The sequence below is a fragment of the Jatrophihabitans sp. YIM 134969 genome (genome assembly GCF_054456675.1).
In genome coordinates this window covers 58814-84813 of the sequence record NZ_JBTJEQ010000001.1, presented here as the reverse complement: position 1 = coordinate 84813, position 26000 = coordinate 58814, and the positions used below count along the sequence as shown (strand labels likewise).

The window sequence follows — 26000 nt, the reverse complement described above, 5'->3', positions numbered from 1 at the left end:
CGGGTCCGGCTACGGTCGAGCGATGACCGACCGGGAGCACGACCTCGTCGTCCACGGCGCGACCGGGTTCGTCGGCGCACTGACCGCCCGCCACCTCGCCGACCACGCGCCCGCCGACGTCCGCATCGCGCTGTCCGGGCGCAGCCGCGACAAGCTCGAGGCCGTGCGGCGCGACCTCGGGGTCGACTGGCCGCTGGTGGTCACCGACTCCGGTGACGACGCCTCCGTCCGTGCCCTCGCCGGGTCCACCACCGCGGTGATCTCGACCGTCGGGCCCTACGCGAAGTACGGGTTGCCGCTCGTGCTGGCGTGCGCCGGGGCCGGCACGTCGTACGCCGACCTCACCGGCGAGGTGCTGTTCGCCCGCGAGTCGGTCGACCGGGCCCACATGACCGCCCGCGAGACCGGCGCCCGCATCGTGCACTCGGCCGGGTTCGACTCGATCCCGTCGGACCTGTCGGTGTTCGCCCTGCACGAGCGCGCCGCGGCCGACGGTGCCGGCACGCTCACCGACACCGTTCTCGAGGTCGTCTCGATGCGGGGCGGGGTGTCGGGCGGCACGATCGACTCGATGCGCGGGCAGGTCGACGTGGTGCGGTCGGACAAGGCCAAGCGGAAGATCGCGCTCGACCCGTTCGCCCTCTCGGCCGACCGGGCGGCCGACCCGGCGGCGGGGGACCGGACCCACCGCGACGTCGTGACGCCGTTGAAGGACCCCCTGCTCGGACGCTGGGTCGCCCCGTTCGTCATGTCCAGCTACAACACCCGGGTCGTGCGCCGCAGCAACAGCCTGCTCGACCACGCCTACGGGCCGGACTTCCACTACCGCGAGGTCATGAACGTGGGCGACGGCCTCACGGCGCCGGTCGTCGCGGCCGGGATCAGCGCCGGGGTCGGTGCGCTCGCGGGCGGGCTGGCGCTGCCGCCGACGCGTTGGGTGCTCGACCGGGTGTTGCCGAAGCCGGGGGAGGGGCCGTCGGTGGCGACCCAGCAGAAGGGCCGGTTCCGCGTCGCCACCCACACCGTGACGACGACCGGTGCGCGCTACACCTGCACGGTCGCCGCGTCGGGCGATCCGGGGTACGCGGCCACGGCCGTCATGCTCGGTCAGAGTGGGCTGTCCCTGGCCGTCGACGAGCTGACGTCCGAGGGCGGCGTGCTCACCCCGGCCGTCGCGATGGGCGACGCGCTGATCAGCCGGTTGCGCGAGCGCGGCTTCGAGATCGAGGTCCGCGAGGGCTGAGCCCGTCCGCGCGCGGGCGGTGACTCAGTGGTCGTCGCCCTTGCTGCGCTCGGCGAGGAACCGCTCCAACTCCGCGCCGAGTTCATCGGCCGAGGGCAGGTCCTGCTCGGACTCGGCGAGCAGCGAGCGCTCGGAGCCGCGGGCGTAGGCGTCGTACTGCTCCTCCAGCGCGGTGACCAGGGTGCGCACCTCGTCGGACTGCGCGACCTCGCGGTCGATGGCCTCGCGGTTGCGGGCGGCGGCCTCGTCGAGGTCGGCGAGCGGCAGCCGGAGGCCGGCGCGGGAGGCGACCTCGTGCAGGATCGCCGCGGCCGAGGTCGGGAACTCGGACTGGGCGAGGTACGGCGGGACCGGGGCGGCGAGGCCCAGGGCGTCGTGGCCCGCCTCGCCGAGCCGGAACTCCAGCAGGTGGCCGGCCGAGCCGGGGACGGCGATCTTGCCCAGCCACGGCTCGTAGCCCTCGAGGAGGTCCTTGCGCGAGCCGTGCACGATCACGCGGGTCGGGCGGGTGTGCGGCAGCGACATCGGGAACGCGTTGAGCCCGATCGTCAGCCGCACGCCGAGGCGCTCGACCAGCTGGCGGACGGCGGCGGTGAACCGCTCCCACGCGACGTCGGGCTCGGGGCCCGCGAGCAGCAGGAACGGGATGCCGTCGAGGTCGTGCAGGAGGTGGACCGCGAGTTCCGGGGCGTCGAAGGACGTCCAGTGGTCGCTGTCGAACTGCATGACCGGCCGGCGGGCGCGGTAGTCGTGCAGGGCGTCGGCGTCGAAGCGGGCGACCACGCGGTGGTCCATCGCCGAGAGCAGGTGTTCGCGGGCGAGCTTCACCGTCGACCCGGCGTCGACGAAGCCGTCGAGGGCCTGCACCAGCACGGCACCGGTCAGATCGGGGCGATCGGAGTCCAGCTCGTACAGGTCGGCCGGGTCGGGGCCGTTCACGCTCTTGGGCACAGGGGGCACTCCTCGCATCGTCAGGCGCCATTCTCCCACCCCAACTCCGCACGGGCCCCAGGCATGCCCGGGTGCCCCTTTCCACCCGCCGCGCGCGAACACAGCCCCGTGGGGTACGAACGTGCCATGAGCGTGACGCTGCAGAAGGGCGGGAACGTCTCCCTCGCCAAGGCCTCGCCCGGCCTGCGGTCGGTGCTGATCGGCCTGGGGTGGGACGCCCGGACGACCCGCGGGGTCGAGTTCGACCTCGACGCCAGTGCGTTCCTGCTCGACGCCAACGACCGCGTCCTCGCCGACGAGTACTTCATCTTCTACAACAACCTCGTGAGCCCGGACGGCTCGGTCGAGCACACCGGTGACAACCGCACCGGCGAGGGCGAGGGCGACGACGAGTCGATCCGGGTCGAGTTGTACGAGGTCCCGGCTGCCGTCCAACGCATCGTCGTCGTGGTGTCGATCCACGAGGCGATCGAGCGGGGTCAGAACTTCGGCCAGGTGCGCAACGCCTTCATCCGGGTCGTCGACGCCGCCTCCGAGGCCGAGGTGGCCCGCTACGACCTGTCCGAGGACGCCTCGGTCGAGACCACCATGATCTTCGGCGAGCTGTACCGCCGCGACGGCGACTGGAAGTTCCGGGCCGTCGGGCAGGGCTACAGCAGCGGGCTCGCCGGGATCGCGCGCGACTTCGGCGTCAACCTCGCGTGACGCCGCCGGGCGCCGCCCGCCGCGAACCCGGGCGGGTGGCGGTGATCGGCGACGTCGGCGGGCAACTCGCGGCGTTGCGGGCCGAGCTGGCCCGGCTGGGTGCCGACCCCGACTCGGGCGCGCTGCCGGACGACCTCACCGTCGTGCAGGTCGGCGACCTCGTGCACCGGGGGCCTGACTCCGAGGGCGTGGTCGCGCTCGCCGAGCACTACCTCGACACCCAGCCCGGGCAGTGGGTGCAGCTGGTCGGCAACCACGAGGCGCAGTACCTCCGCGAGCCCGCGTTCCACTGGCCCGAGCGGATCGGCGAGGCCGCCGCGCTCACGCTGTGGGACCTCTGGGAGGCGGGCCGCCTGCACGCCGCCGCGGCCGTGCGAGCCGGTGACGACGGCTGGTTGGTGACCCACGCGGGTCTGACGCACGGGTTCTGGCGGGAGGCGCTGGGCTCGCCCACGTCGCCCGAGGACGCCGCCCGCGCGCTCGACGCGTTCCGGTTCGACCACCCCGACGTGCTGTTCCATGCCGGGACGGTGCTCGGCGGCGGGGCGCCGGACCCGGTGGCCGGGCCGGTCTGGGCCTCGGCCGGCGAAGAGCTCGTCCCGAGCTGGCTCGCGGCGAGCGTCCCGATGCCCTTCGACCAGCTCCACGGTCACAGCGCCATGACCGACTGGCGGCGCGGGCGGGTGCACGCCGCGTCCGAGATCGTCGCGCTCACCACGGTCGACCGCGAGCGGGCGCACGAGATCACCCGCGCGGGGCAACGGCTGGTGGTGGGGGTCGACCCGCGCCACGGGCGCAAGGCCCACCGGGGGTGGGAGGCGTTCGTCCTCGACAACGCCGTCGTGACCTCGTTGCCGCCAGGTTGATCCTGTAGACACGAGGGCGTGACGTCTCTCGTACTCGGGCCGGTCCTGCGACACGTCGGCGCCACCGACGCCACGGTCTGGGTCGAGACGGCCGGCCCGGCAACCGTTGCAGTGCGCATCGGTTCCGACCTGCACACCGAACCGACGTGGGAGGTCGCGGGCCACCACTACGCGCTGGTCGAGGTGACCGGACTCGAGCCCGACACCTCCTCGCCGTACCAGGTGCTGGTCGACGACGACGTCGTGTGGCCCGAGGCGTCCGACACCCGGCCGGGGTGCCGGATCCGCACGGTGTCGGAGGGCCGCCGGGTGCGGATCTCCTTCGGCTCGTGCCGCTACGCCCGCTCGGCCGCGGTGCACGGCGACGACCACTACGACGCCGACGCCCTCGACTGCCTCTCGGCCGAGATGATGGCCCGGCCGGACTCGGAGTGGCCGGACTACCTGCTCATGCTGGGCGACCAGGTCTACGCCGACGAGACCACGCCCGAGACCCGCGAGCGGATCGCGGCCAAGCGCAGCCTGGAACTGCCGCCGGGCGCGGAGGTCGCGGACTTCGAGGAGTACACCTGGCTCTACCACGAGAGCTGGACCGACCCGGAGGTCCGCTGGCTGCTCGCGACCCTGCCGTCGTCGATGATCTTCGACGACCACGACGTGCGCGACGACTGGAACACCTCGCACAGTTGGCGCGAGGACATGGCGGAGACGTCGTGGTGGCACGAGCGCATCGTCGGCGGCCTGTCCTCGTACTGGGTCTACCAGCACATCGGCAACCTGGCGCCGGCCGATCTCGCCGCGAGCGAGATCTACCAGCAGGTGCGCTCGCACGGCGGTGACGCCGCCGACCTGCTGCGGGACTTCGCGGTCATGGCCGACGCCGAGGCCGACGGCGGCAAGGGTGCGCGCTGGTCCTACCGCCGGGAACTGGGCTGCGCGCGGCTGTTGATGATCGACTCGCGCTGCGGCCGCATCCTCGCCGACGGCCGCCGCTCGATGGTGAGCGAGGACGAACTGGCGTGGATCACCGAGCAGACCTCGGATGTCGGGCCGCACCTGCTCATCGGGACGTCACTGCCGTGGTTGCTCGCCCGGGCGCTGCAGGACCTCGAGGCGTGGAACGAGGCACTGTGCAACGGTGATGCGGGGCCGAAGTGGGCCGTGCGCGGCGAGAAGCTGCGCCGCGCGGCGGATCTCGAACACTGGGCGGCGTTCCGGCGTTCGTTCCTCGAGCTCGCCGACCTCATGCGCTCGGTCGGTCGCGGCGAACGCGGTGACGCGCCCGCCACGGTGTGCGTGCTCTCCGGCGACGTCCACCACGCCTACGTCTCCCGCGCCGACCTCGGCCCGGGGCTGACCTCCGCCGTCTACCAGCTCACCTGCTCGCCACTGCACAACTACGTGCCCGCGTTCGTCAAGGTCGGCTTCCGGCTGTTCTGGAGCAAGGCGATGGAGAAGGGGCTGCGCGGACTGCTCGGCCTGGTGCACCGCGTGCCCGACCACGAGATCGCCTGGAACCGCGAGGGTGGCCCGTGGTTCGGCAACGAGCTCATGACCCTGCACCTGGACGGCCGGGACGCCAAGCTCGTCGTCCAGAAGTCCGGCAGCGCCCACGACGACCTCACCCTGCACGACGTCGAACGCCGCGACCTGACCTGACAACCGGGAACAATCAAATTCTGTGTACTTCTGCGTCGTGAGGCTGCAGGAGTACACAGAATTTGGTCGTTACGCCCAGGGTTCGACGGCGGTGGTGACGGCGCGGTCGGTGTCGGCCGCCTCCTCGACGGCCAGCGCGACCGCGTGGTCCTGGCACGCCTCCCGCAGCGGGTAGGGCGGGTCGGCCTCGCCCGCGACCCAGGCGCCGGTGGCGGCGAGGATGGTGGCCATCGCGATGTCCTCGTCGTTCCAGCGGTTGCCGAGGTACGGGTTCCGCCAGGCGACCAGGTCGCCGAAGGTGATGTGGTCGGTCTCGAAGCCGTCGAGGTCGAGGTCGTAGCCGGTCTGCCGCCGCACGATCGGGGTGGTGACGATCGTGCGGGGTTCGAGCAGCCGCACGACCCTGTCGTCCATGAGCTCGCCCCGGGTGCCGCGCGCGAGGATCCGTCGGAACCGCAATTGGTTGTGCCACTGGTTGTCGGTGAAGTCGTAGACGCCGGAACGGTCGTCACCGAAGTCGAGCACGGCGTGGATGGTGGTGGCGGCGTGCGGGGTGTCGTCGTCGGTCCAGCCGTCGCGCGTCAGCGGATCGACCAGGGGCGCGGTGGTGCGGGTGGCCCGCACCGTCACCGGCCCGAACCCGACGCCGAGCAGCCCGCGCATGAGCGAGACCGCGTGGTACTGGTGGGTGGAGCTGACCTGGACCTCGGTGACGTCGCCGATCGCGCCGCTGGCCAGGACGGCCGCCCGGGCGGCGTGGGCCGGCACGAGCAGGTACTGCTCGGCGACCTGGACGAGCTCGGAACCGCCGACGTCGTCCCACAGCTCCCGCAGGCCGGGCAGGTCCGGTGCCGGCGGTGTCTCGCACAGCACGGGGAGCCCGAACGCGACGGCCTCGCGGACGACGTCGGGGTTGGCGGCCCAGGTCACGGCGACCACCGCGAAGTCGGGACGGCCGCTCTCCACCGCTGCGGCGAGATCCGGGAAGGTCGGCACGCCGAGCTCGGCGGACAGGTCGACCGACGCCGACCGGCTGACCACGCCGACACACCGCACGTGGGGCAGTGCCCCGGCGAGGCGCAGGAAGTACCGCGCCCGCCAGCCGGTCCCGACCAGCACGAAGGTCCTCATCGGTGCTCCTCCGGTGTGAGGGCCGCGAGGTACCCCGCGACGAGAGCCTCGGCGACGAGCCCGACGGCGTCGTCGGGCGGCAGGAAGCGGGCGTCGTGCAGGCCCGCCCCACCGTCGACGCCGACGAAGGCCATCAGCGAGGGAAGGGCGTCGGGCCCCGACGAGTAGTACGAGAAGTCGTCGGCGCCGAAGGAGCGGAACTCGGTGTCGGTGCGCACGCCGGCGGCGGCGAGGTGGTTGGCGGCGCGGCTGGCGAGCCCGACGTCGTTGACCACCGCCGGTTCGCCCTCGTGGACCTCGAGCTCGGCGGTGCAACCCCACGCCCGCGCCGTGGCCTCCGCGACCTCGTGCAGCAGCTCGACCAGCCGGACCCGGTCGGCCGGGTCCATCGCCCGCAACGTGCCGCCGGCGCGGGCGAGGTCGGGGACGATGTTCGACGCCGTGCCCGCTGCGAGCGTGCCGATCGTGCACACCGCGCCGTGCACGGGATCGATGCGCCGCGAAGGCAACTGCTGCAGGGCGAGGACGACCGCGGCGATCGCCACGACCGGGTCGCGGACGGTGTGCGGGTACCCGGCGTGGCCGCCGTGGCCGTGGATCGTCACCTCGAAGTGGTCGGCCGAGGCGTTGACGAAGCCCGGGGTCACCGCGACCACACCCGCCTCGACCTGCGGTTGGACGTGGGCGGCGACGACGGCCGTGGCGCCGAGTTCGCGCAGGATGCCGCTGGCCATGACGTCGCGGGCGCCGGACGGGGCGGACTCCTCGCGCGGCTGCAGGAGTGCGGCGACCGGCCGGGGCGGGTCGGAGCGGGCGATGGCGCGCACGACGGCGGTGAGGGCGGCGAGGTGGACGTCGTGGCCGCAGGCGTGCATGGCGGCGCCGGTGGCCGACCACGGCACGCCGGTGGCCTCGGTGACCGGCAGGGCATCGAGTTCGGCGCGCAGCACGATCGGCTCGGGGCCGGTCGTCACGACCCGACCGGTGCCGGCTGCAACGGTTCCCTCGCCGAGTCCCAGGGCCTCGACCACGACGGCGGCGGTGTCGGCCTCCTGCCCGGACAGGCGCGGGTCGGCATGCAGGGCGCGGCGCCGGGCGACCGCGGCGGGGAGTTCCTCGGCGACGGCGGCGCGGACCCGCGCGGCGAACCCGGTCACGAGCCGCCCAACCCGTACGCCCGGCGGGCGTTGTCACGGCCGATCAACCGGCTGATGCGTTCGACGTCACCGATGGACCAGGCGCCCTCGCGCAGGCCGGTGTCGAGGAACCGGGTGAGCGCGCGCCGGAACAGTGCCGTCGAGGTCACGTACAGCTCGGGCAAGCCGAACGCGTCGGTGCTGAACAGCACCGACCCGAAGGGCGCCAGCTCGAGCAGCTCGGCCAGGACGGCGTCGGCGCGGGTGCCGACGTTCTGGAGGGCCAGACCGACATCGACGAAGACGTGGTCGAACACCTGGGCGAGGTAGCCCGCGTTGCGGTGGAACGGGTAGTTGTGCAGCAGCATGATGGGCACGCCGAGATCGACCGTTGCTCGCAGCAACGGTGCCAACTGCAACGGATCGCACTTGAGCAGGTCGACGTCGCGGTCGCCGTAGCCGACGTGGAACTGCAGCGGCTTGCCGATGTCGAGGGCGGTCCAGATGCCGAACCGGATCAGCACCGGATCGACCAGCCGTCGGACCCCGGACTTCTCGACCGTCCGCGCCCAGGCCTTCGCGGCGGCCCGGACCTCGGCCGTCGTGGGCCGCGCGGGGTCAAGGTCGAGGCCGATGCGGTAGGCCGCGATCGACTTGAACCCGACCGCCCGCCGGGCGCGTGACACCAGGGCGGCCTGGAACGCGTCGACGTAGTCGGTCGCGCCGATCACCTGCTCCGCGACCTGTTCCAACCGCACGATCTCGTGCCCGGCGCCGCCGGTCATCGCGGCCAGCTCGGCGGGCGGGGTGAGGGCGTCGGCCGCGAAGCCGGTGTCGACCACGAAGTCGCCGATCGCCACCGACCCGATCAGCCGGCGGTTGACCTCGTCGGGGCCGAGGTCGGCGCGGCGGGCGAGGTACTGCTCGGCCGGGGCCAGGGCCGGCAGGTCGAGCAACGGCGCGCAGAACCGTCGGACGGCGATGCCGGCCTGGCTGTCGAACAGCGACTCGTGCCACCGGCCGGGGCCGTCGGCCTCGGTCAACATGGACTCGAACGCGGTCCGGTCGAGCGGCTCGGTCACCACGCCGTGGCAGTGGTGGTCGACGAGGGAGATGCCGTCGAGCAGATCGGGCATGTGGGTCAGGCTTTCACGCCCCCGGGACGGCCGCGCGCTCGGTCGCGAAACCCTCGTCGGCGGCGAGGGCCCGACCCAGGCGGTCGGCCGCTCTCGGTGCGGCCAGGACGGCGACGACGGACAGCAGGATCCACGCGCCGGCCACGATCGGGAAGAACCGCGCCGGACCCTCGGTGGGGTAGGGGATGACGTTGCGGTAGAGCGTGTAGCCGAGCACGACCAGCGCCAGGACCGGGATGACGACCTGCCAGGTCGGCACCGACAGCTTGCGCTGGACGAACACCAACCGGATCGCCCCGATCGTCGTCAGCACGTAGGCGACCAGCAGGATGAGCGTCCCCATCACACCCGACCACGCGAAGGTCTCCCCGATGTGGGCGCCGCAAGCGATCATCACCACGAACGCGACGACCATCAGCGCGGCGACCGCACCGGCGGCGCGCGCCGGGGTGCCGTTGGCGGTGAGGGTCGCGAGCCCGCGCTCGCCGCCCGCGACGTCGCGCTGCATGGCGAACAGCAGCCGCGAGGCCCCGACGACGCACGCCAGGCAGCACCCGAACGCGCTGATCGCCGCGCCGAGGCTGATGAGGTCGCCGACCCACTCGCCGATGTAGCTCGACCCGAGGTCGCCCAGCAGCGAGCTCGACCCGGCGAACGCGGTGAGTCCGGCCTCGTCGGTGCCGAAGCCCATGACCTCGATCGCGGTGACGACCACGAAGTACACGCCGCCGAAGATCGCCGTGCCGAGGATGGCGCGGGGGATGTCGCGGCGGGGGTGGGCGGTCTCCTCGCCGAGCGTCGAGGCCGCCTCGAAGCCGGCGAAGCTCAGGAACCCGAAGACGACGCCGAGGAAGACGGTCGACGCTCCGAGCCCCGGCGACACGCTGAACACCGACAGGTCGAAGTGCTGGGTGCCGCCGTCCGGCGCCTTCTTCAGGATGACGCGGACCAGCACGACCGCCGAGACCACGAGGATGAGCGCGACGGTCACGCCCTCGATCGTCAGCAGGGTCGAGGTCCCGCGCTTGGCCGGCACGATCGTCAGCAGGACGGCCAGTGCCAGCGCGATCGCCGCGAAGACGAACGGCTGCCACACGGGCGGGTTGTTCCAGACATCGACCTGGTCGAGGAACGAGGACAGGAACAGCCCGGCCGCCGACGACGTCACGACGCCGTAGAAGGTGTAGGTCGCGAAGAGAGCCAGCCCGGAGACGACGCCGGTGCGCGGGCCGAGGGTCAGCCCGACGAACGCGTACACCGACCCGGCGTGCTGGAAGTACTGACACATCCGCACGAAACCCCAGCCGACGAGCAGCACGCCGATCGCGGCGAGCAGGAACGCCAGGGGCACGCCGCGCCCGACCTGCGCGATCGTCGGCTGCGGGTTGATGTTGGCCGCCATGCTCGGCGCCATCAACGCCACCGACAGGCCGACGGCCTGCCAGACGCTGAGGTTGCGGCGCAGGCCGGTGCGCTCGTCCGTCGGTGCCGGCATCGGAGTCCTCTCCCAGGTCGTGCTGTGGTCGGCCACAGTCTCGCCCTCCGGAGGCGTGGACGGAAGATGGTTCGAGCCGGTGATCGGGCCGTCTAGGCTCACCCGCCATGAGCGCTGCCGACGAGCTCACCACCGAGCGCCGTGAGGCCGCCCGTGAGCACGCCATGGCCCTGATGTCCGTCCTCGCCGAACGGGGGGTCGCCGGGGTGGCGACGACCTACGTCGACACCAGCGGGATCACGCGGGTCAAGGCCGTGCCGCTCGCGCGGCTGCCCCAGGCGTCGCAGTGGGGCATCGGGATGTCGCCGGTGTTCGACGCGTTCCTCACCGACGACTCGATCGTCGCCGGCCGGTACGCGGGCGGCCCGATCGGTGACCTGCGCCTGCATCCCGACCTCGACCGGTTGGTCGTGCTCGACCAGCAGCCCGGGTGGGCGTGGGCGCCGTGCGACCGGTACACCCAGGACGGCACCCCCCACCCGTTCGACGCCCGCAGCGCGGCCCGGCACGCCGTCGCCGCGCTGGGCGAGGCCGGACTGACCGCGCGCATGGCGTTCGAGGTCGAGTGGGCGATCGGGCTCGCGGAGGCCGACGGTTTCGTCCCCGCCGTGTCCGGCCCGGCGTACGGCTTCACCCGGCTGACCGAACGGTCGGACTACCTGCGCGACGTCCTGGTGGCGTTGGAGCGGCAGGGTGTGAAGGTCGAGCAGATCCACCCCGAGTACTCGTCGGGCCAGTTCGAGTTGTCGGTGGCGCCCGAGGACCCGGTGGCCGCGGCCGACACGCTGGTGCTGGTGAAGGAGACGGTGCGGGCGGCGTCGCTGGCGCACGGGCTGAAGGCCTCGTTCTCGCCGAAGATGGTCGCGGGCGGCGCGGGCAACGGCGGCCACGTGCACCTGTCGGTCTGGCGCGACGACCGGAACCTGTTCGCCGGCGGTACCGGGCGGTTCGGGCTGCAGGACGAGGCGGTCGCCTTCGCCGGCGGCATCCTGCACCGGTTGCCGGCGCTGCTGGCGATCGGGGCGCCGTCGCCCGCGAGCTACCTGCGGCTGATCCCGCAGCACTGGGCGGGCTCGTTCCAGGCGTGGGGGCGGGAGAACCGCGAGACCGCGCTGCGGTTGGTCACCGGTTCGCGGGGCAGCGAGGGGAGCGCGGCGAACCTCGAGGTCAAGGCCTTCGACCTGGCCGCCAACCCGTACCTGGTCGTCGCGTCACTGCTGTACGCCGGGCTCGCGGGCATCGCCGATGCAGCGACCCTGCCCGAGCCGGTCGACGTCGATCCCGCCTCGCTGTCGGAGTCCGAGCGCGCCGCGCGGGGCATCGCCGCGTTGCCGTCGTCGGTCGAGCAGGCCGTCGTCGCGCTGGAGGCCGACGCCGCACTCACCGCCGCGCTCGGCCCGGAGTTGGTCGCCACCATCGCCGACGTCCGCCGCGGCGAGGCCGCCCGGTTCGCCGACGCCTCCGACGACGACGTGGTCGCCGCCCTGCTCTGGGTGTTCTAGTGCCCGATGGTGCGAGATCTGGCGGTGTCACGCCGCCAGATCTCGCGGAACCGGGTCGTGCGCCGTTGTTCGAGGCGTGGGTGGACGTGGTGCGGCGATCGGACCGGGGGCGGTTCGTGCCGTTCACGATCCCCGGGCACAAGCGGCGCGGGGCGGCGGTGGTGCCGGAACTCGGACGCCTGCTCGACGCCGACGTCCCGCTGTACGGCGGGCTCGACACCGTGAAGCTGACGGCCGGGGTGCTGCACGAGGCCGAGGTGTCGGCCGCGCGGTACTGGGGTGCCGACTGGTTGCGGTTCTCGACCGGCGGCTCGACCCAGGCCAACCAGGTCACGACGCTCGCGGTCGGCCGACCAGGTGACACCGTGCTCGTGGCCCGGACGGCCCACCGCAGCCTGCTCTCGGGGATCGCGCTGGCCGGGCTGCGACCGGTGTGGCTGCCGTGCGGGGTGGACGACGCCACCGGGTTGCCGACGGGTGTCGACCCGCCGATGGTGGCGACGGCGTTGGACGAGAATCCGTCGGTCTCTGCGATGTTCCTGGTCGAGCCGTCGTACGTCGGCACGGTGTCGCCGCTGGCCGAGATCGTTGCACTCTGCCACACTCGCGACGTCCCGGTGGTCGTCGACCAGGCGTGGGGTGCGCACTTCGGCGCCCACCCGTCGCTGCCCCGGACCGCGCTGCAGGTCGGCGCCGACGCGATGGTGTTCTCGGCCCACAAGACGCTCCCGGCGTTCAGTCAGGCCGCCGTGGTCGCGGCGCGGGGTGAACGGCTCGACCTCGACCGGTGGGAACGGGCGGTCGCGGCCCTGGAGACCACCAGCCCGGCCGGCGCCATCCTGGCCAGCATCGACGCGTCGCGGTGGATCCTCGAGACCCGCGGCGAACCGTTGCTCGATGCACTGATCGCGGCCGTGGCCGAGGTCAGGGTCCGGTTCGCCGACCAGGGGATCGTGACGGCCGCGGTGGCCGACCCGTCGAAACTCGTGCTGCTCTGCGCGCCGTCCGGCCTCGACGGCCTGGTGCTGGAGCAAGCTTTGCTGGCGCAGGGGTTGCCGGTCGAGCAGGCCGACCGCGACACCGTCATCCCCCTGGTCGGACTGCTCGACGACGCCGCGACCCTGACCCGCCTCGCCGACGCCGTGCTCGCCTTCGCGACCACCTCCGACCGGACGCCCCGCCCCGTGGTCCCCGCTGCGCACTGGACGCTCGCCCCGCCGCCGCAGGCGCTGCCACCCGGCGAGGCGTTCACCGCCCGGCACGAGACGGTCGCGGTGGCCGACGCCGTGGGCCGGGTCAGCGCCGAACTCGTCGCCCCCTACCCGCCGGGCATCCCGCTGCTGGTGCCCGGCGAGCAGATCACGACCGAGGTGCTCGATGCCGTCGCCGCCGCGCGCGCCGCCGGCACCCGCATCGCCTACGCCGCCGACCCGACGTTCAGGACCGTCCAGGTGGTGCGCTGACCGCATCGAGTGGCGCGTGAGTCGCTGAGTGGCGCGACATTCCGGACATCTCCCGCGCCACGGAAACGCTTCCCGCGCCACTCGATCCGAAACGGTCTGGCCGGGGCGGGGGGAGCGAGCGGCGGTTCAGGTGCCGCTGGCCAGCACCATCGGGTGGACGGCGGTGGCGCCGGCGTCGCGGAGCCAGGCGGCGGCGAGGGTGAGGGTCCAGCCGGTGTCGGTGCGGTCGTCGAGGAGCAGGACCTCCTGCCCCGCGACGGCGTCGGCGAGGCCCGCGGACATGGCGTAGCGGGAGTCGACGGCGCGGACCCGGTGGGCGGAGTTGACCGCCCCCTCGCCGGGGCGGATGTCGGGGCGGACGATCTCGAACCGCCCGGCCACCGGCACCTTGAGGTAGCGGGCGAGGCCGTCGGCCAGGTGGGCGGTGAGCTGCGGGTGGGTCACCGAGTCGACGCCGACCACCACGGTGGGCTGCGCGCCCCAGGCGCCCAGGACCTCGACCAGCGCGTGGCGGATCGGCACCGGCAGTTCGGCGTCGCCGCCGGCGAACAGGGTGCGCAGGGCCGAACCCCAGCCGAGGTCGGTGATGCGGGCGACCGCGCGACCGGGCGAGGCGAGCGCGCCGGCGGGGATGCGGCCCTTGCGGTCGGACAGACCGGTCGGCCACATCTTCTTCGGCTCCAGCACGACCCCGGGTTGGCGCAGCCGGGCCTCGGCGGCCTCGAGCGCCTCGGCCGGCGGAGCGTCGGGGAGGGTCAGGCCGCCGCAGCGGTCGCAGCGCCCGCACGGCTCGACCTCGGACGGATCGTCCAACGCCCGGCGCAGGTAGACCATGCGGCAGTCGGGGGTGGAGACGTAGTCGAGCATCGCCTGCTGCTCGGCGCGGCGGGTGGTGGTGACGCGCCGGTAGCGCTCGGCGTCGTAGCTCCACGGCTGCCCGGTCGACCCCCAGCCACCCCGGACGCGGCGGACCGCGCCGTCGACGTCGAGCACCTTGAGCATCATCTCCAGCCGGGTGCGGCGCAGGGGGACGACGGTCTCGAGGGTGGCCGTGGACATCGGCGTGCTCTCGGCCTCGAGCGTGCGCAGCGCGAGGCGGACGTCGTCCTCGGGCGGGAACGCGAGCGAGCCGAAGTACTCCCAGACCTCGCGGTCCTCACGGCCGGGCAGCAGCACGACCGTGGCGTCGGCGGTGGCACGGCCGGCCCGGCCGACCTGCTGGTAGTACGCGATCGGCGAGGGCGGCGCGCCGAGGTTGACCACCCACCCGAGGTCGGGCTTGTCGAAGCCCATGCCGAGCGCGGAGGTGGCCACCAGGGCCTTGACCTCGTTGTTCAACAACGCCTCCTCCGCCGCGAGCCGGGCGGCGGGGTCGGTCTGGCCGGAGTAGGCCGCCACCTCGAACCCGCAGCCGCGCAGGTGCTCCGCGACGTCCTGCGTGGCGGCCACGGTCAGGCAGTAGACGATCCCGGAGCCCGGCAGGGTGGCGAGGTTCGCGCCGAGCCAGGCCAGGCGTTCGGCGGCGGTCGGTAGTGACACCACACCCAGGCGGAGCGACGAACGGTCGAGCGATCCGCGGAGCACGAGGGTGTCGGACCCCAGCTGCTCGGCGACGTCGGCCGTGACCCGCGCGTTGGCGGTCGCGGTGGTGGCGAGCACCGGGATGTCGGCCGGCAGGTCCGCGAGCATGGTGCGGATGCGGCGGTAGTCGGGCCGGAAGTCGTGCCCCCAGTCGGAGATGCAGTGCGCCTCGTCGACCACGAGCAGGCCGGTGGCGGCTGCGAGCTTCGGCAGCACCTGGTCGCGGAAGTCCGGGTTGTTGAGCCGCTCGGGCGAGACGAGCACGACGTCGACCTCGCCCGCGTGGATGCGGCCGTAGACCTCCGACCACTCCTCGACGTTCGCCGAGTTGATGGTGACGGCCCGGATGCCCGCCCGCTCGGCCGCGGTGACCTGGTTGCGCATGAGCGCGAGCAACGGCGACACGATGACGGTCGGCCCCGCCCCCTCGGCCCGCAGCAGCGCCGTGGCGACGAAGTAGACCGCGGACTTGCCCCACCCCGTGCGCTGCACGACCAACGCCCGCCGGTGGCCGACCACCAGGGCCTCGATCGCGCTCCACTGGTCGTCGCGGAGCGCGGCGTCCTCGCGCCCCACGAGCGCCCGCAGCGCGGCCTCGGCGCGGTCCCGCAACGGGGTCGTCTGCATCTGGGTCACGCGTCCACCCTGACACGGGGGACCGACAGTCCGGGTCGCCGGCCGTCCGGCTGTGGACGACGGCCCCGGGCTGTGGACGACCGGCGCCCCGCCCGCCAGAATCTCGTGCCAGCCGGTTGTCGATCGGCGCGGACCTCGTCCGTCGTGATGTCAGAATCGGCCCACCGGCGGCCGCTCCACACCCGAGAGGACCACGCGCATGGCCACCTACCTCGCCCTCATCCACGATCCCGTCGGCGCCTGGGACGACCCGGCCGTCCGGGCCTCGGGCCACGCCGCCCACGAGGCCTTCGCCGGCGCGCACGGCGCGAGCCTGGTCGGCGGCGCCGAGCTCGCACCCGACGCCGTCACCCTCCGCACCGCCGACGACGGCACCCAGACCGTCACCGACGGCGCCTACACCGAGGCCAAGGAGGTCCTCGGGGGCTTCTACGTGTTCGCCGCGCCGGACCGGGAGGCCGCGATCGAGATCGGCCGGGACGTGCCCGTGATCCAGGGGGCGGTCGTCCTGCGCGAGGTGGTGGACCACGGCGGGAGCGGCGAGCGCCGGTGGGTCGCGCTCATCCTCGACGACGAGTGGCACTGGACCGATCCCGAACGGGCCGCGGCGGGCTACCGCCAGCACGAGCAGTTCGGCACGAAGTACGAGGCCGTGCTCAGGGGCGGGCACGAGCTCGCGCCGTCGGCGACCGCGACCCAGATCCGCCGCGACGGCGACCGCGTGACGCTCACCGACGGCGCGTTCTCCGAGAGCAAGGAGGTGCTCGGCGGCTACTACGCGTTCACCGCCGACGACCTCGACGCCGCCCTCGCCATCGCCCGCGAGGTCCCCAGCATGGGCGGGACGGTCGAACTGCGACCGACCGGCACGATGGCCGAGGAGGACTGACCATGCCCCGCTACCTGGCTCTCATCCACGACGACAACACCGCGTGGAACGAACCCGGCGCCTACGAACGCGGCCTGGAGTGGCACAACCGCTTCGGCGCCGAGCGCAAGGCGCAGATCCACAGCGGTGAGGCCCTGCAGTCGGAGAGCACGATGGTCCGCTCCGACGGCGAGGGCGGACACCTGGTCACCGACGGCCCGTTCAGCGAGGCCAAGGAGACCCTCGGCGGTTACTACCTCTACACGGCGGCCGACCGTGACGAGGCCGTCGAGATCGCCAAGGAGGTCCCCGTGTTGCGCGGCTGGATCGAGGTCCGCGAGATCCTCGAGTTCGACTGACCGGATGGACGTCGCGGTCGCGGTCGCGGACGCGCACCGTCGCGAGTGGGGCCTGGTCCTCGCCGCGACGGTGCGCGTCACGCGCGACCTCGACCTCGCCGAGGAGTGCGTGCAGGACGCGTACGGCGAGGCGCTGAAAGTGTGGCCGGAGCGGGGGATTCCCGCGAACGTCGGCGCGTGGCTCACGACGGTGGCGCGGCGCAAGGCGCTCGACACCCTGCGCCGGGCGCAGACCCAGGACCGGTTGCTGCCCGCGCTGGTCGTGGAGGACGTGCCCGAACACTTCGACGTCCCCGACGACCGGTTGCGGTTGATCTTCACCTGCTGCCACCCGGCCATCGCGCCGGAAGCGCGCGTGGCGTTGACCTTGCGGTTGTTGTGCGGGTTGACGACGGCCGAGGTCGCCCGCGCGTTCCTCGTCTCCGAACCGACGATGGCGGCACGGATCACCCGGGCCAAGAAGAAGATCGCGACCGCGCGCATCCCGTACCGGATCCCGACAGCCGAGGACCTGCCGGCCCGGGTCGACACGGTGCTCGACGTCGTCCGGCTGGTGCACACCACCGGGCACACGGCGCCGAGCGGACCCGCGCTGGTGCGGTCGGACCTCACCGACCGCGCGTTGGAACTGGCCCGCCTGCTGCGGCAGTTGCTGCCCGCCGATCCGCGGGTGGCGGCGCTGCTGGCTCTGCTGCTGTTCCACGCCTCGCGGGAGTCGACCCGGGTCGACGAGCGCGGGGACCTGGTGCTGCTCGCCGACCAGGACCGCTCGCGGTGGAACCGGGCGCAGATCGAGGAAGGCACGGCACTGACGAGGGAATCGTTGACGGCCCGGCCGGTGTCGCGGTTCGCGCTCGAGGCGGCGGTGGCGGCGGTGCACGCCGAGGCCGAGCGTTACGAGGACACGGACTGGGCCGAGATCGTTGCCCTGTACACCCTTCTGCAGCAGGCCGCGCCGTCACCCGTCGTCGAACTCAACCGGGCCATCGCGCTGGGCCTCGCGGTCGACCCGGCCACGGGCCTGGCCGAACTCGACCGCCTGGCGGGCGAACCCGCCCTCGCCGGCTACGGCTACCTCGCCGCGAGCCGGGCGGACTTCCTGCGCCGGCTGGGCCGGGTCGACGAGGCCCGCACCGCCTACGAAGAAGCGCTCCACCTCGTCGACAACGAGGTGGAGCGCCGGTTCCTCAGCGGCCGGCTGGCGGCGTTGCCCGCCGGCCGCTGAGGGGGGTCACTCGATCGATCAGCTCACCGAAGGCGCCCCGACCGTGTACGAGTACGGCACCGTCGCGAGGACGTCACCGGTCGTGTAGAACGCCGACAGGAACGCCGGCGGCGTGTACACGTTCAGCACGCCCTTCACGACCGCACCGACCTTCGCGGTCGGGGTGATCGACACGGTGATCGTGGCGCTCGCGCCCGGGGCGATCTGCACCGCCTGGCCGGTGTCGGCCGTCGGGTCGAACGACGCGGCGAAGAAGTCGCCCGTGGACGACGTCACCGCCGGGTCGAGCGGTCGCGTCTTCGCCGAGAGGTCGACGCGGGCCGACGCCGTGGGGGCGCCGTTCTCGTCGACCGCACCGATCTCGTTGAGGTCGGTGAACCACAGACCCGTCGAGACGGTGCCGGTCTGCTCGGCGACCTTCGCGACCGAGACGGTCGAACCACCCTGGGCCGCCTCGAGGTCACCGACGACGTCGATGCCTCCGGCACCCGCCTGCAGCTCGGCCAGAGCCGGCAGCGTCGAGGTGCCGACCGCGGTCAGGCTGGAGGTGCCTGGCGGGACCAGGAACGTCGGACCCGCGTGGTTCGGCAGCTGGAAGCTCTGCGGACCGAACGGTGAGGTCAGCGGCAGCTGCTGCAGCTGACCGGTACGCGGGTCCACCTGCACGTTGATCGGTGCGATGCCGGTGTTCGTGACCTTGACCTTCGCCTGGACGGCCTTCCCGCGGGCGAGGGTCGTGGACGCGCTGGTGGGCACCCCGGTCGCCACGACCTTGTTCTGGTCGAAGCGGACGGTCCCCGTGAACGGCTGCTGGAACTCCGTGCCGGTCACCGGGTTGACGACCAGCACGACCACGCGCCAGCGACCGGCGACCGGGGCCGCGGTGGTCAACTGCATCGTGCGGCCCTGACCGGTCGGGTTGCCCGCGGTGTCGAGACGGAGGTTGGTGTCGATCGCCTGCGTCTCGTCGTGCGGGTCGACCAGGACGCCCTCGAGCAGGTCGCCCGGGTTGGTGGCGAGCTCGACGCCGACGCTGAGGTCCTTCCTGCCCGCCGGCACGTCGACCCCGTAGGTGAAGACCTGGGCCGAGGACCCGGCGCGGGCGTTGCCACCCGTGATCGAGCCGTGGAACGTGCCGGTGCCGCCCTGGACCGCGACGAGCGAGCGGATGACCGCGGCGATGGACGTCTGGTGGCCGTCGGAGCTGGTGACCACGATCGACTGCGAGGTGTCACCCGAGTCGGCCGGGACCGTGAGCACGACGGAGACCTTCTTGGACGCGCCCGGAGCGAGGGTCAGCGTGGGGCTGGAGACCCGCCCGGCCGGGATCGACTGCTGGGCGGTGGTACGGATCGCGACCGGACCGGTGTAGCCGTTCGCGCCGGCCACCGTGTAGATGACCGCGGTCCACGTGCCCGCGGCGGGCTGACGCACGTCGAGGTTGGCGTAGTTCGCGGACACCGCGCCACCCTGCGGGCGGCTGTTGGCGACGTACGTGCCGTCCGGGTTGAAGAGCGAGACGCGGACGACCGGGGTCACCCGGGCCCCGTTGACGATCTTCGCCGCACCCTGCCAGGTCATGGCGAGGGCGAGCCGGTCGGTCGAGGCCGGGACGCTGAACGTGACCTTCTTGTAGACCCACGGCGCACCGGTGGTCGGGTAGGGGAAGGTCTTGGTGGACGCCGCGTCGATGTCGGTCTTGACCGTCGCCACCTGGGTGGTGGCCTCGGTGCGGCCGGCGAGGGCCACCGTCAGCGGCTTGGTGCCGGCGTTGGTCACCGTGACCGGGGTGCTCTTGCTGCTCCCAGGCGTGCCCGCCACGTCGATCTGGCTCGTGGACAGCACGATGTTCGACTTCACACCGGCCGGGGCGGTCCCGGTCGCACCCGGGTAGGTCAGCGCGGCCTCGACGGCGGCGCGCGAGTCGAGCAGACCAGCACCCTGTTCGAACGCCGGCAGGCCGAGGTCCCGCGCGGTGGAGGTCAGCAGCTGCTTGACCAGCTCCGGCGCGGGGGACGCGCCGTCGTGCGTGCTGCGGTAGGCGTCGATGACCAGCGCCGCCGCGCCCGCGGTGAGCGGGGCCGACTGGCTGGTGCCGCCGAACAGCTGGATGTCGGACGTGCCACCGCGGTAGTTCGCGCACTCCGGGGCCCGTGCATCACACGCGGACCAGCCGGACTCGCCGGGTGCGGCGAGGTCGACCGTTCCGCCGGACTGGGTGTAACCACCCGAGGACAGCGACGAGATCTCGTCGTTGATCCAGCGGCCGTTGCCGAACGTGCGGGCGCCGGCGTAGCCGGTCTGCAGGTAGGCCCGCGAGTTGGTGCTCGCGGCGACCGTGATGACCTGCGGGTCGGTGGCCGGGTTGCCGATGGTGCTGGTGGTGCCGGCGTCACCGGACGACGCCGTGACGGTCGTGCCGGCGGCGACGGCCATGTCGTTGAACGCCGAGATGGCGCTGCGCGTGGCGGCGTCCGGGACGGGGTTGCCGCCGAAGGACTCGTTGATGACGTCGACGTGGTCGACGCTCACCGCGTAGTCGATGGCCTGCACGATCGAGGTCGTGTAGAAGTCGATCTTGAGGGCCACGATGCTCGCGCCGGGCGACATCCCGAGGATGCGGATGTTGCAGCCGGCGGGCAGCGGGTAGGCGGGGTTGACGAACGTCGACAGGTCGTGGCTGACCAGACCCTGCGCGGCGATGGACGACGCGTCGCCGTACGCCTCGGCGCCACCCTCTTCGGGAGCGGGACCGTCGGCGGAGAAGGCCTTGTAGTCGGTGATGACGTGCGACCCGTCGGCCCGGATGAAGTCGGGGTTGTCGGGGTCGATGCCGTCGGCGATGTAGGCGACCTTGACGCCCGAGCCGTCGACCAGCTGCTGCGCGGTCGGCTGGCTGGGGTCGTCGGACGCGGTGTGGGTGTCCTCGAGCGCCTCGGGCTCGAGCAGCGGCTTGCTCGGGTCGGTCGGGCACACGGCGTCGGAGCTGGGGACGCCCTGCTCGTTCGGGGTGGCCTTCGGCTGGGCGTGGGGCAGCGTGCCCGGCGTGGCCGGCGTGGTCGTGGTCGAGCCGGGCGCGGTGGGCGCCGAGACCTCGATCTTCTGGTTCTGCACCACCGACGCGACGGCCGGGTCGGCCGCGAGGCTCGCGGCCTGGGCCACGCTCACGGTCGCCGAGAACGCGTTGGCGGTCGTGTAGTGGACGACGTGCGTGGGCTTTGCGCCGGCCAGTCGCGCCAGGACGGCGTTCTGGGCGGCGGTGGCCGACGACCGGCGGGCGCCGACCTTCGACGCGGTGGGCGGGGTCGCGTGCAGTTGGTCGGCGAGCACGACGATGACGGACTCGGTCGCCCCGGGGGTCGACGGCGCGGCGGTGGCGGGTGCGGTGGCACCGGCCACGACCGCGCCTGCGGCCAGCGCGCACGCGGCGGTGACGCCGATGCCGAGCCGCGTCCTACGGGTGGAGACGTGCAACGTTCCTCCTGGGTGGATTGCTGCGATCGGGTGGATCTGGGTGAGGTCACTCTGTTCCTCCTGGTTGTCCGCCGCGCGCGCGGTACCGCGTTGCCGCAGAGCGCTCGTCAGCGGCGAGAACCCTTGTGTCACAGGGGGTTTCTGACGCGCAGAGGTGCTGACTGCTGACCTGATCCGAACCTGGGGGCCTTGCGCGGTTCCCGGGTGCGTGGGTGACGGACGGTCCACCCGACCCTTGTGCGACCTCTGTGGCTGCTCTGGACCTGGTCGGGGTCGGGCAACGATCCGGCATCGGTTGTGTCAGGAACAGCCCGGTTGACAGATCGGCGGGCCGCGTAGAACATTGTCCTACATCAATGGCACACCGTTCTACAGGAGCTCCGGATGACCACGACCACGCCGCGGCGGTGGACCGCCCTGCTGGTGCTCTGCCTCGCCGAACTGCTCGTCAGCATCGACAACACGATCGTCAACGTCGCCTTGCCGACGATGTCGCGCGAACTGACGGCCGGCACCAGCGGCCTGCAGTGGATCGTCGACGCCTACACGCTGGTCTTCGCCGGGCTGCTGCTCGCCGCGGGGCACCTCGGTGACCGCACCGGCCGGCGTCGCACGCTCGTGATCGGTCTGGCGGGCTTCGGCGCCACCTCGGTGGCCGCCGCGCTCGTGACCGACCTGGGCGGCCTCATCGCCACCCGCGCGGTGATGGGCGCGTTCGCCGCGCTGATCTTCCCGGCGACGCTCGCGATCATCACCAACATCTTCACCACCGCGAAGGAACGGGTCGCCGCGGTGGGCATCTGGTCGGGCATCGCCGGCGTCGCGGTCGCGCTGGGGCCGGTCACCGGCGGCTTCCTGCTCGAGCACTTCTCGTGGCACTCGGTGTTCTGGGTCAACGTGCCGCTCGCCGCGGCGGCGATCGTCCTGACGCTGTGGTGCGTGCCGGACTCGCGTGACCCGGCCGCGGCGCGGCTCGACGTCGTCGGGGTCCTCGCCTCGGTCGCCGCCGTCGTCGCCGTGGTCTGGAGCGTCATCGAGGGACCGAACCGCGGCTGGACCTCCCCGGTCGTCCTGGGCGGTTTCGCGCTCGGCGCGGCGCTGCTGGCCGGCTTCGTCGGCTGGGAACGACGGCACCCGCACCCCGTGCTCGACGTGACGCTGTTCCTGAACCGACGGTTCTCGGCGGCGGCCGGTGCGATCGCGGTGGCGTTCTTCGGCCTGTTCGGGTTCATCTTCATGATCACCCAGTTCTTCCAGGCCGTGCAGGGCTACGGAACGCTCGACGCCGGCCTGCGCACCCTGCCGTTCGCGATCGTCATCGGGGTGTGTGCGCCGATCTCGGTGCAGTTGGCGGCCCGCATCGGGACCACGGTCGTGGTGTCCGCGGGTCTGCTGCTCATGGCCGCGGGCTTCACGGTCGCGGCGGCGACCGCCTCGGTCGGGCTGGCGTACTGGGGCCCGGTGATCGTGGCGATGTGCCTCATGGCGGCCGGGCTCGGTCTGGTGAGCGGCCCGGCGACCGAGGCGGTGATGGGCGCGCTGCCGCTCGCCAGGGCCGGCGCGGGATCCGCGGTCAACGACACCACCCGGGAGATCGGCGGCACCCTCGGGGTCGCGGTCATCGGCTCGGTCATGGCAGCGCTCTACGGCAGCCGGATCGCCGAGGCCGTGGGCCGGTTCGACCTGTCCGGGACCGACCTCGCCGCCGCGCGCTCCTCGGTGGTCGGCGGGCTCGAGGTCGCCCAGCGCACCGGCAACCCCGAGCTCGCGGACGTGGTGAAGACGTCGTTCGTCGACGGCTTGCAGCACGGCGCGGCCGTGGCGGCCGGGGCCTGCTTCGTCGCGGCCGTCCTGGTCGCCCTCGCCCTGCCCGCTCGGGGCGGGGCGCGGCACGGCGATGCCGCCCGGCCGACCACCGCTGCGGACGAGACGCCGGCGCTCCCGCTGGGGGTCTGACCGGTCAGACGCCCCGGAGGTGGTCCAGGACGAGGTCCGCGACCTGCCCCGGACGTTCCTCGGCCAGCCAGTGCGTGCCGCCCTCGACCGCGACGAAGCGGTAGGGGGCGCTCACGTGCGCCGCGGTGCCGCGGGCGGCGGCACGGGACAGGAACCGGTCGCGCTCGCCCCACACGTAGAGCGTGGGGACGGCGACGGGTCCGGCGGCGGGGAGGCCGAAGCGCAGTGCGCGATACCAGTTCACCGCGGCGGTCGCGCCGCCCGGCGCCGCGAACTGGGCCTCGGCCGCGGCGATGCCGTGCGAGTCGAGCCCCGACGAACGCAGGCTGTTCGCGGCGAACCCTTCCCGCCGCAGCAGAGCCTCCGGTGCTCGGGGCACCTGCAGGGCGAGGAAGTACCAGGACTTCAGGGCCTGGCCGCGGAGCATCCCGGAGCGGAACGCGAGCGGGTGGGGCGTCGAGAGAACTGTGAGACTGTGCAGCAGTTCGGGGTGGCGGGCGGCGAGTGACCAGGCGATCGCCCCGCCCCAGTCGTGCCCGACCAGGTGGACCGGACCGACGTCGAGCGCCTCGATCAGCCGCACGGCGTCGCGGACCAGTTCGCGCTGGGCGTACGGCCGGATCCCCGGTGGCCGGGCGGCGGGGGAGTACCCGCGCTGGTCGGGGGTGACCACCCGCAACCCGGCGGCCTCCCAGAGCGGCCGGGTGCCGTCCCACATGCCCGAGGTCTGCGGGAATCCGTGCAGTGCAACGATCGTCCCGGCCTCGCCCGCGCCGGTGTCGCGCACGTCGAAGATCAGCCCGTCGCGCTCGAAGTGATCCACGGTACGGCCTCCCGTCGTCGCCTCCACGCTACGGGATGCACAGATTGAACCGTTGCGTGGTGAATCGATCGCATCCCACAGCCCCGTCGATCGTTGACCTATCGTCGGTACGATCACGTGCGGACGTGCACCCTGCAACAATCCGAGGAGTGGTGAACGTGGCTCAGGCCAAGGTCAACTGGGACGACGCGACAGTCGACGAGATCACGGAGGCGATCACCGGCGCGGCGCGGGTGCTCACGACCGTGTCCACGCAGGCACTCTCGGAGGCGGGGGCAGACCTCACGGTCCCGCAGTTGCACATGCTCACGGTCCTCAACGACCGCGGCCCGAGCAGCGTCGCCGCGCTCGCGACCGAACTCGACGTCAACCGCTCGACCGCCCTGCGCATGGTCGACCGTCTGGTTGCGGCCGGCACCGTCTCCCGCGCCGACAACCCGGCCAACGGTCGTGAGGTCGTCGTCAAGCCGACCCGCGCGGGTACGGCGCTCATCAAGAAGGTCGCGACCCGCCGTCGCCGCGCGCTGGTCAAGCTGCTCAGCACCGCGGGCATCGAGGCCGACCGCAAGACCCTCAAGACGCTGAAGGCGCTCTCCGACGCCGGCTGAGCCCCTCGCTCAGCGCCGCGCGAACTGCGCGGGGTCGACGAACCGCGCGGGGTCGAAGAGGCCGATCGGGTGCGCGGTCGTACCGGTGGTCGCGAGGTCGGCGACGATCTCGCCGACCACCGGCGTGAACTTGAACCCGTGACCGGAGAACCCGGCGGCAACGACGACGTTCGGGTGCCCCGGGTGGGTCGCGATGACGAAGTCCTCGTCGGGCGTGGTGGTGTACATGCACGCCACGCCCCGCACGAACTCGCCGGCGGCGTCCGGCACCCGGGCGCGCAACGCGTCCGCGACCGCCGCGACCTCGTCGTCGTGGATCTCACGGTCGAGTTCGTCGGGATCGGTCGGCCCCCCGCGGCGGAAGAACGACACCTTGAACTCGTCGCCGCCGTCGAGCAGCGGGAACGCGTAGAGCTGCAGCGCGTCGGGCTGCTCCCAGATGAACACCGGGAACCGGTCGGGCCCGAACAGCTGTGGCGCCGCCGTGCGGAACCAGTAGAGGACCTGCCGCTCCACCACGAGCGGCAGGTCGAGCTCGGCCAGCACCCGCGGCGCCCAGGCGCCCGCCGTCACCACCAGCCGGTCGGCCCGGTAGGTCCCCCGCGCGGTGGTGACGGTCACACCGCCGTCGTCCGCCGTCAAGTCGACCGCGGGCTCCTCGAAGTGCAGCTCGGCCCCGGCGCGCTCCGCCCGCCGCAGCTGCAGCGACACCGCCCGCTCGGGACGCACGTACCCCGCCGCCGCCTCGTACAGCGCGACGTCGTCGTCGCCCGGTCGGAACTGCGGGAACCGCTCCCGGATCGCCGTGGCGTCGAGCAGGTCGTGTGCCAGGCCGTGGGCCCGGGCGGCCGCCGCGGAGCCCTCGACCGTGGGGCTGCCGGACTTGCCGATCATGAGCCCGCCGGTGCGGCGGAAGACGCCGGGGTCCTCGCGGTCGAGGTCGTCCCAGAGCTCGTAGGCGCGCAACAGCAGGGGCACGTACTCCGCGCCCTCGAAGTACGCCTGCCGGATCATCCGGCTCTCGCCGTGGCTGCTGCCCCGGTCGTGGGCCGGGGTGAACTGCTCGAGCCCCAGCACGGTGGCGCCGCGCGCGGCGAGGTGGGCCGCGGCGGCGCTGCCCATGCCGCCGAGGCCGAGGACGATCACGTCGTACCGCTGCGTGGTGCGGGCGCTCATGGGGGCA

General features: G+C 73.0%; 20 protein-coding genes. 11 read left to right on the top strand and 9 right to left on the bottom strand.

Annotation, left to right across the window (positions count from 1 at the left end; genetic code table 11):
* Positions 1–22: 22 nt before the first annotated feature.
* Entirely contained in the window at positions 23–1243 is a 1221-nt protein-coding gene (locus ACXR2U_RS00410; RefSeq protein WP_458822927.1) for a saccharopine dehydrogenase family protein, read from the top strand.
* Between the two features lie 24 nt (positions 1244–1267).
* On the opposite strand, the gene ACXR2U_RS00405 is transcribed toward ACXR2U_RS00410, so the two are convergent.
* The gene (locus ACXR2U_RS00405; protein WP_458822926.1) at positions 1268–2194 is read right to left on the bottom strand and encodes a proteasome assembly chaperone family protein; all 927 of its coding nucleotides are present in this window, start codon (positions 2192–2194) and stop codon (positions 1268–1270) included.
* Positions 2195–2320: 126 nt separating this feature from the next.
* Between ACXR2U_RS00405 and ACXR2U_RS00400 the strand changes: the two genes are divergently transcribed.
* Genes ACXR2U_RS00400 through ACXR2U_RS00390 form a run of 3 tightly spaced genes read left to right on the top strand, consistent with a single transcriptional unit; the run spans position 2321 to position 5424 of the window.
* Positions 2321–2899 carry a TerD family protein gene (locus ACXR2U_RS00400; RefSeq protein ID WP_458822925.1) on the top strand — a complete coding sequence of 193 codons (579 nt, stop codon included), beginning with the start codon at positions 2321–2323 and terminating at the stop codon, positions 2897–2899.
* A complete protein-coding gene (locus tag ACXR2U_RS00395) occupies positions 2896–3765 on the top strand; it encodes a metallophosphoesterase (protein ID WP_458822924.1) in 870 nt (289 codons plus the stop codon). Before ACXR2U_RS00400 ends, ACXR2U_RS00395 begins: the two co-directional genes overlap by 4 nt.
* Before the next feature lie 18 nt (positions 3766–3783).
* Positions 3784–5424: an alkaline phosphatase D family protein gene (locus ACXR2U_RS00390; protein ID WP_458822923.1), complete on the top strand. Its 1641-nt coding sequence runs from the start codon at positions 3784–3786 to the stop codon at positions 5422–5424.
* 69 nt (positions 5425–5493) lie between these two features.
* Here ACXR2U_RS00390 and ACXR2U_RS00385 read toward each other — a convergent pair whose 3' ends face one another.
* From ACXR2U_RS00385 to ACXR2U_RS00370, 4 genes are read right to left on the bottom strand one after another with little or no spacing between them, the layout of a single operon-like run.
* Positions 5494–6555 (bottom strand): Gfo/Idh/MocA family protein, encoded by a 1062-nt coding sequence (locus tag ACXR2U_RS00385; protein ID WP_458822922.1) that lies wholly within the window; start codon positions 6553–6555, stop codon positions 5494–5496.
* Positions 6552–7712 (bottom strand): M20 metallopeptidase family protein, encoded by a 1161-nt coding sequence (locus ACXR2U_RS00380; protein WP_458822921.1) that lies wholly within the window; start codon positions 7710–7712, stop codon positions 6552–6554. The genes ACXR2U_RS00385 and ACXR2U_RS00380 overlap by 4 nt, the downstream gene beginning before the upstream one ends.
* Entirely contained in the window at positions 7709–8827 is a 1119-nt protein-coding gene (locus ACXR2U_RS00375) for an amidohydrolase family protein (RefSeq protein WP_458822920.1), read from the bottom strand. Before ACXR2U_RS00375 ends, ACXR2U_RS00380 begins: the two co-directional genes overlap by 4 nt.
* Positions 8828–8840: 13 nt before the next feature.
* Positions 8841–10322 carry an APC family permease gene (locus ACXR2U_RS00370; RefSeq protein WP_458822919.1) on the bottom strand — a complete coding sequence of 494 codons (1482 nt, stop codon included), beginning with the start codon at positions 10320–10322 and terminating at the stop codon, positions 8841–8843.
* A gap of 107 nt (positions 10323–10429) precedes the next feature.
* Here ACXR2U_RS00370 and ACXR2U_RS00365 point away from each other — a divergent pair, with 107 nt between their 5' ends.
* Together ACXR2U_RS00365 and ACXR2U_RS00360 are read left to right on the top strand one after the other, a co-directional pair.
* Positions 10430–11824: a glutamine synthetase family protein gene (locus ACXR2U_RS00365; RefSeq protein ID WP_458822918.1), complete on the top strand. Its 1395-nt coding sequence runs from the start codon at positions 10430–10432 to the stop codon at positions 11822–11824.
* The gene (locus ACXR2U_RS00360) at positions 11824–13287 is read left to right on the top strand and encodes an aminotransferase class I/II-fold pyridoxal phosphate-dependent enzyme (RefSeq protein WP_458822917.1); all 1464 of its coding nucleotides are present in this window, start codon (positions 11824–11826) and stop codon (positions 13285–13287) included. The genes ACXR2U_RS00365 and ACXR2U_RS00360 overlap by 1 nt, the downstream gene beginning before the upstream one ends.
* 126 nt (positions 13288–13413) lie before the next feature.
* On the opposite strand, the gene ACXR2U_RS00355 is transcribed toward ACXR2U_RS00360, so the two are convergent.
* Positions 13414–15495 (bottom strand): RecQ family ATP-dependent DNA helicase, encoded by a 2082-nt coding sequence (locus ACXR2U_RS00355; RefSeq protein ID WP_458823097.1) that lies wholly within the window; start codon positions 15493–15495, stop codon positions 13414–13416.
* Positions 15496–15703: 208 nt separating this feature from the next.
* Here ACXR2U_RS00355 and ACXR2U_RS00350 point away from each other — a divergent pair, with 208 nt between their 5' ends.
* From ACXR2U_RS00350 to ACXR2U_RS00340, 3 genes are read left to right on the top strand one after another with little or no spacing between them, the layout of a single operon-like run.
* On the top strand, positions 15704–16393 hold the full coding sequence (locus tag ACXR2U_RS00350; RefSeq protein ID WP_458822916.1) for a YciI family protein: 690 nt from the start codon (positions 15704–15706) through the stop codon (positions 16391–16393).
* A gap of 2 nt (positions 16394–16395) precedes the next feature.
* Positions 16396–16731, top strand: coding sequence for a YciI family protein (locus ACXR2U_RS00345; protein ID WP_458822915.1), 336 nt, complete (start codon positions 16396–16398; stop codon positions 16729–16731).
* Positions 16732–16735: 4 nt separating this feature from the next.
* Positions 16736–17956, top strand: a complete 1221-nt coding sequence (locus tag ACXR2U_RS00340) for an RNA polymerase sigma factor (protein WP_458822914.1) — start codon at positions 16736–16738, stop codon at positions 17954–17956.
* Positions 17957–17974: 18 nt separating this feature from the next.
* On the opposite strand, the gene ACXR2U_RS00335 is transcribed toward ACXR2U_RS00340, so the two are convergent.
* Complete coding sequence (locus ACXR2U_RS00335; protein ID WP_458822913.1) at positions 17975–21562, bottom strand: S8 family serine peptidase; 3588 nt, start codon at positions 21560–21562, stop codon at positions 17975–17977.
* 252 nt (positions 21563–21814) lie between these two features.
* Here ACXR2U_RS00335 and ACXR2U_RS00330 point away from each other — a divergent pair, with 252 nt between their 5' ends.
* Positions 21815–23386 carry an MFS transporter gene (locus ACXR2U_RS00330; protein ID WP_458822912.1) on the top strand — a complete coding sequence of 524 codons (1572 nt, stop codon included), beginning with the start codon at positions 21815–21817 and terminating at the stop codon, positions 23384–23386.
* Positions 23387–23390: 4 nt separating this feature from the next.
* On the opposite strand, the gene ACXR2U_RS00325 is transcribed toward ACXR2U_RS00330, so the two are convergent.
* Positions 23391–24209: an alpha/beta fold hydrolase gene (locus ACXR2U_RS00325; RefSeq protein ID WP_458822911.1), complete on the bottom strand. Its 819-nt coding sequence runs from the start codon at positions 24207–24209 to the stop codon at positions 23391–23393.
* A 158-nt stretch (positions 24210–24367) separates the two neighbouring features.
* Here ACXR2U_RS00325 and ACXR2U_RS00320 point away from each other — a divergent pair, with 158 nt between their 5' ends.
* Entirely contained in the window at positions 24368–24817 is a 450-nt protein-coding gene (locus ACXR2U_RS00320; protein WP_458822910.1) for a MarR family winged helix-turn-helix transcriptional regulator, read from the top strand.
* Positions 24818–24826: 9 nt separating this feature from the next.
* Here the strand turns inward: ACXR2U_RS00320 and solA are convergent, their stop codons facing one another.
* Entirely contained in the window at positions 24827–25993 is a 1167-nt protein-coding gene (gene solA / locus ACXR2U_RS00315; RefSeq protein ID WP_458822909.1) for an N-methyl-L-tryptophan oxidase, read from the bottom strand.
* Between the last annotated feature and the right edge of the window lie 7 nt (positions 25994–26000).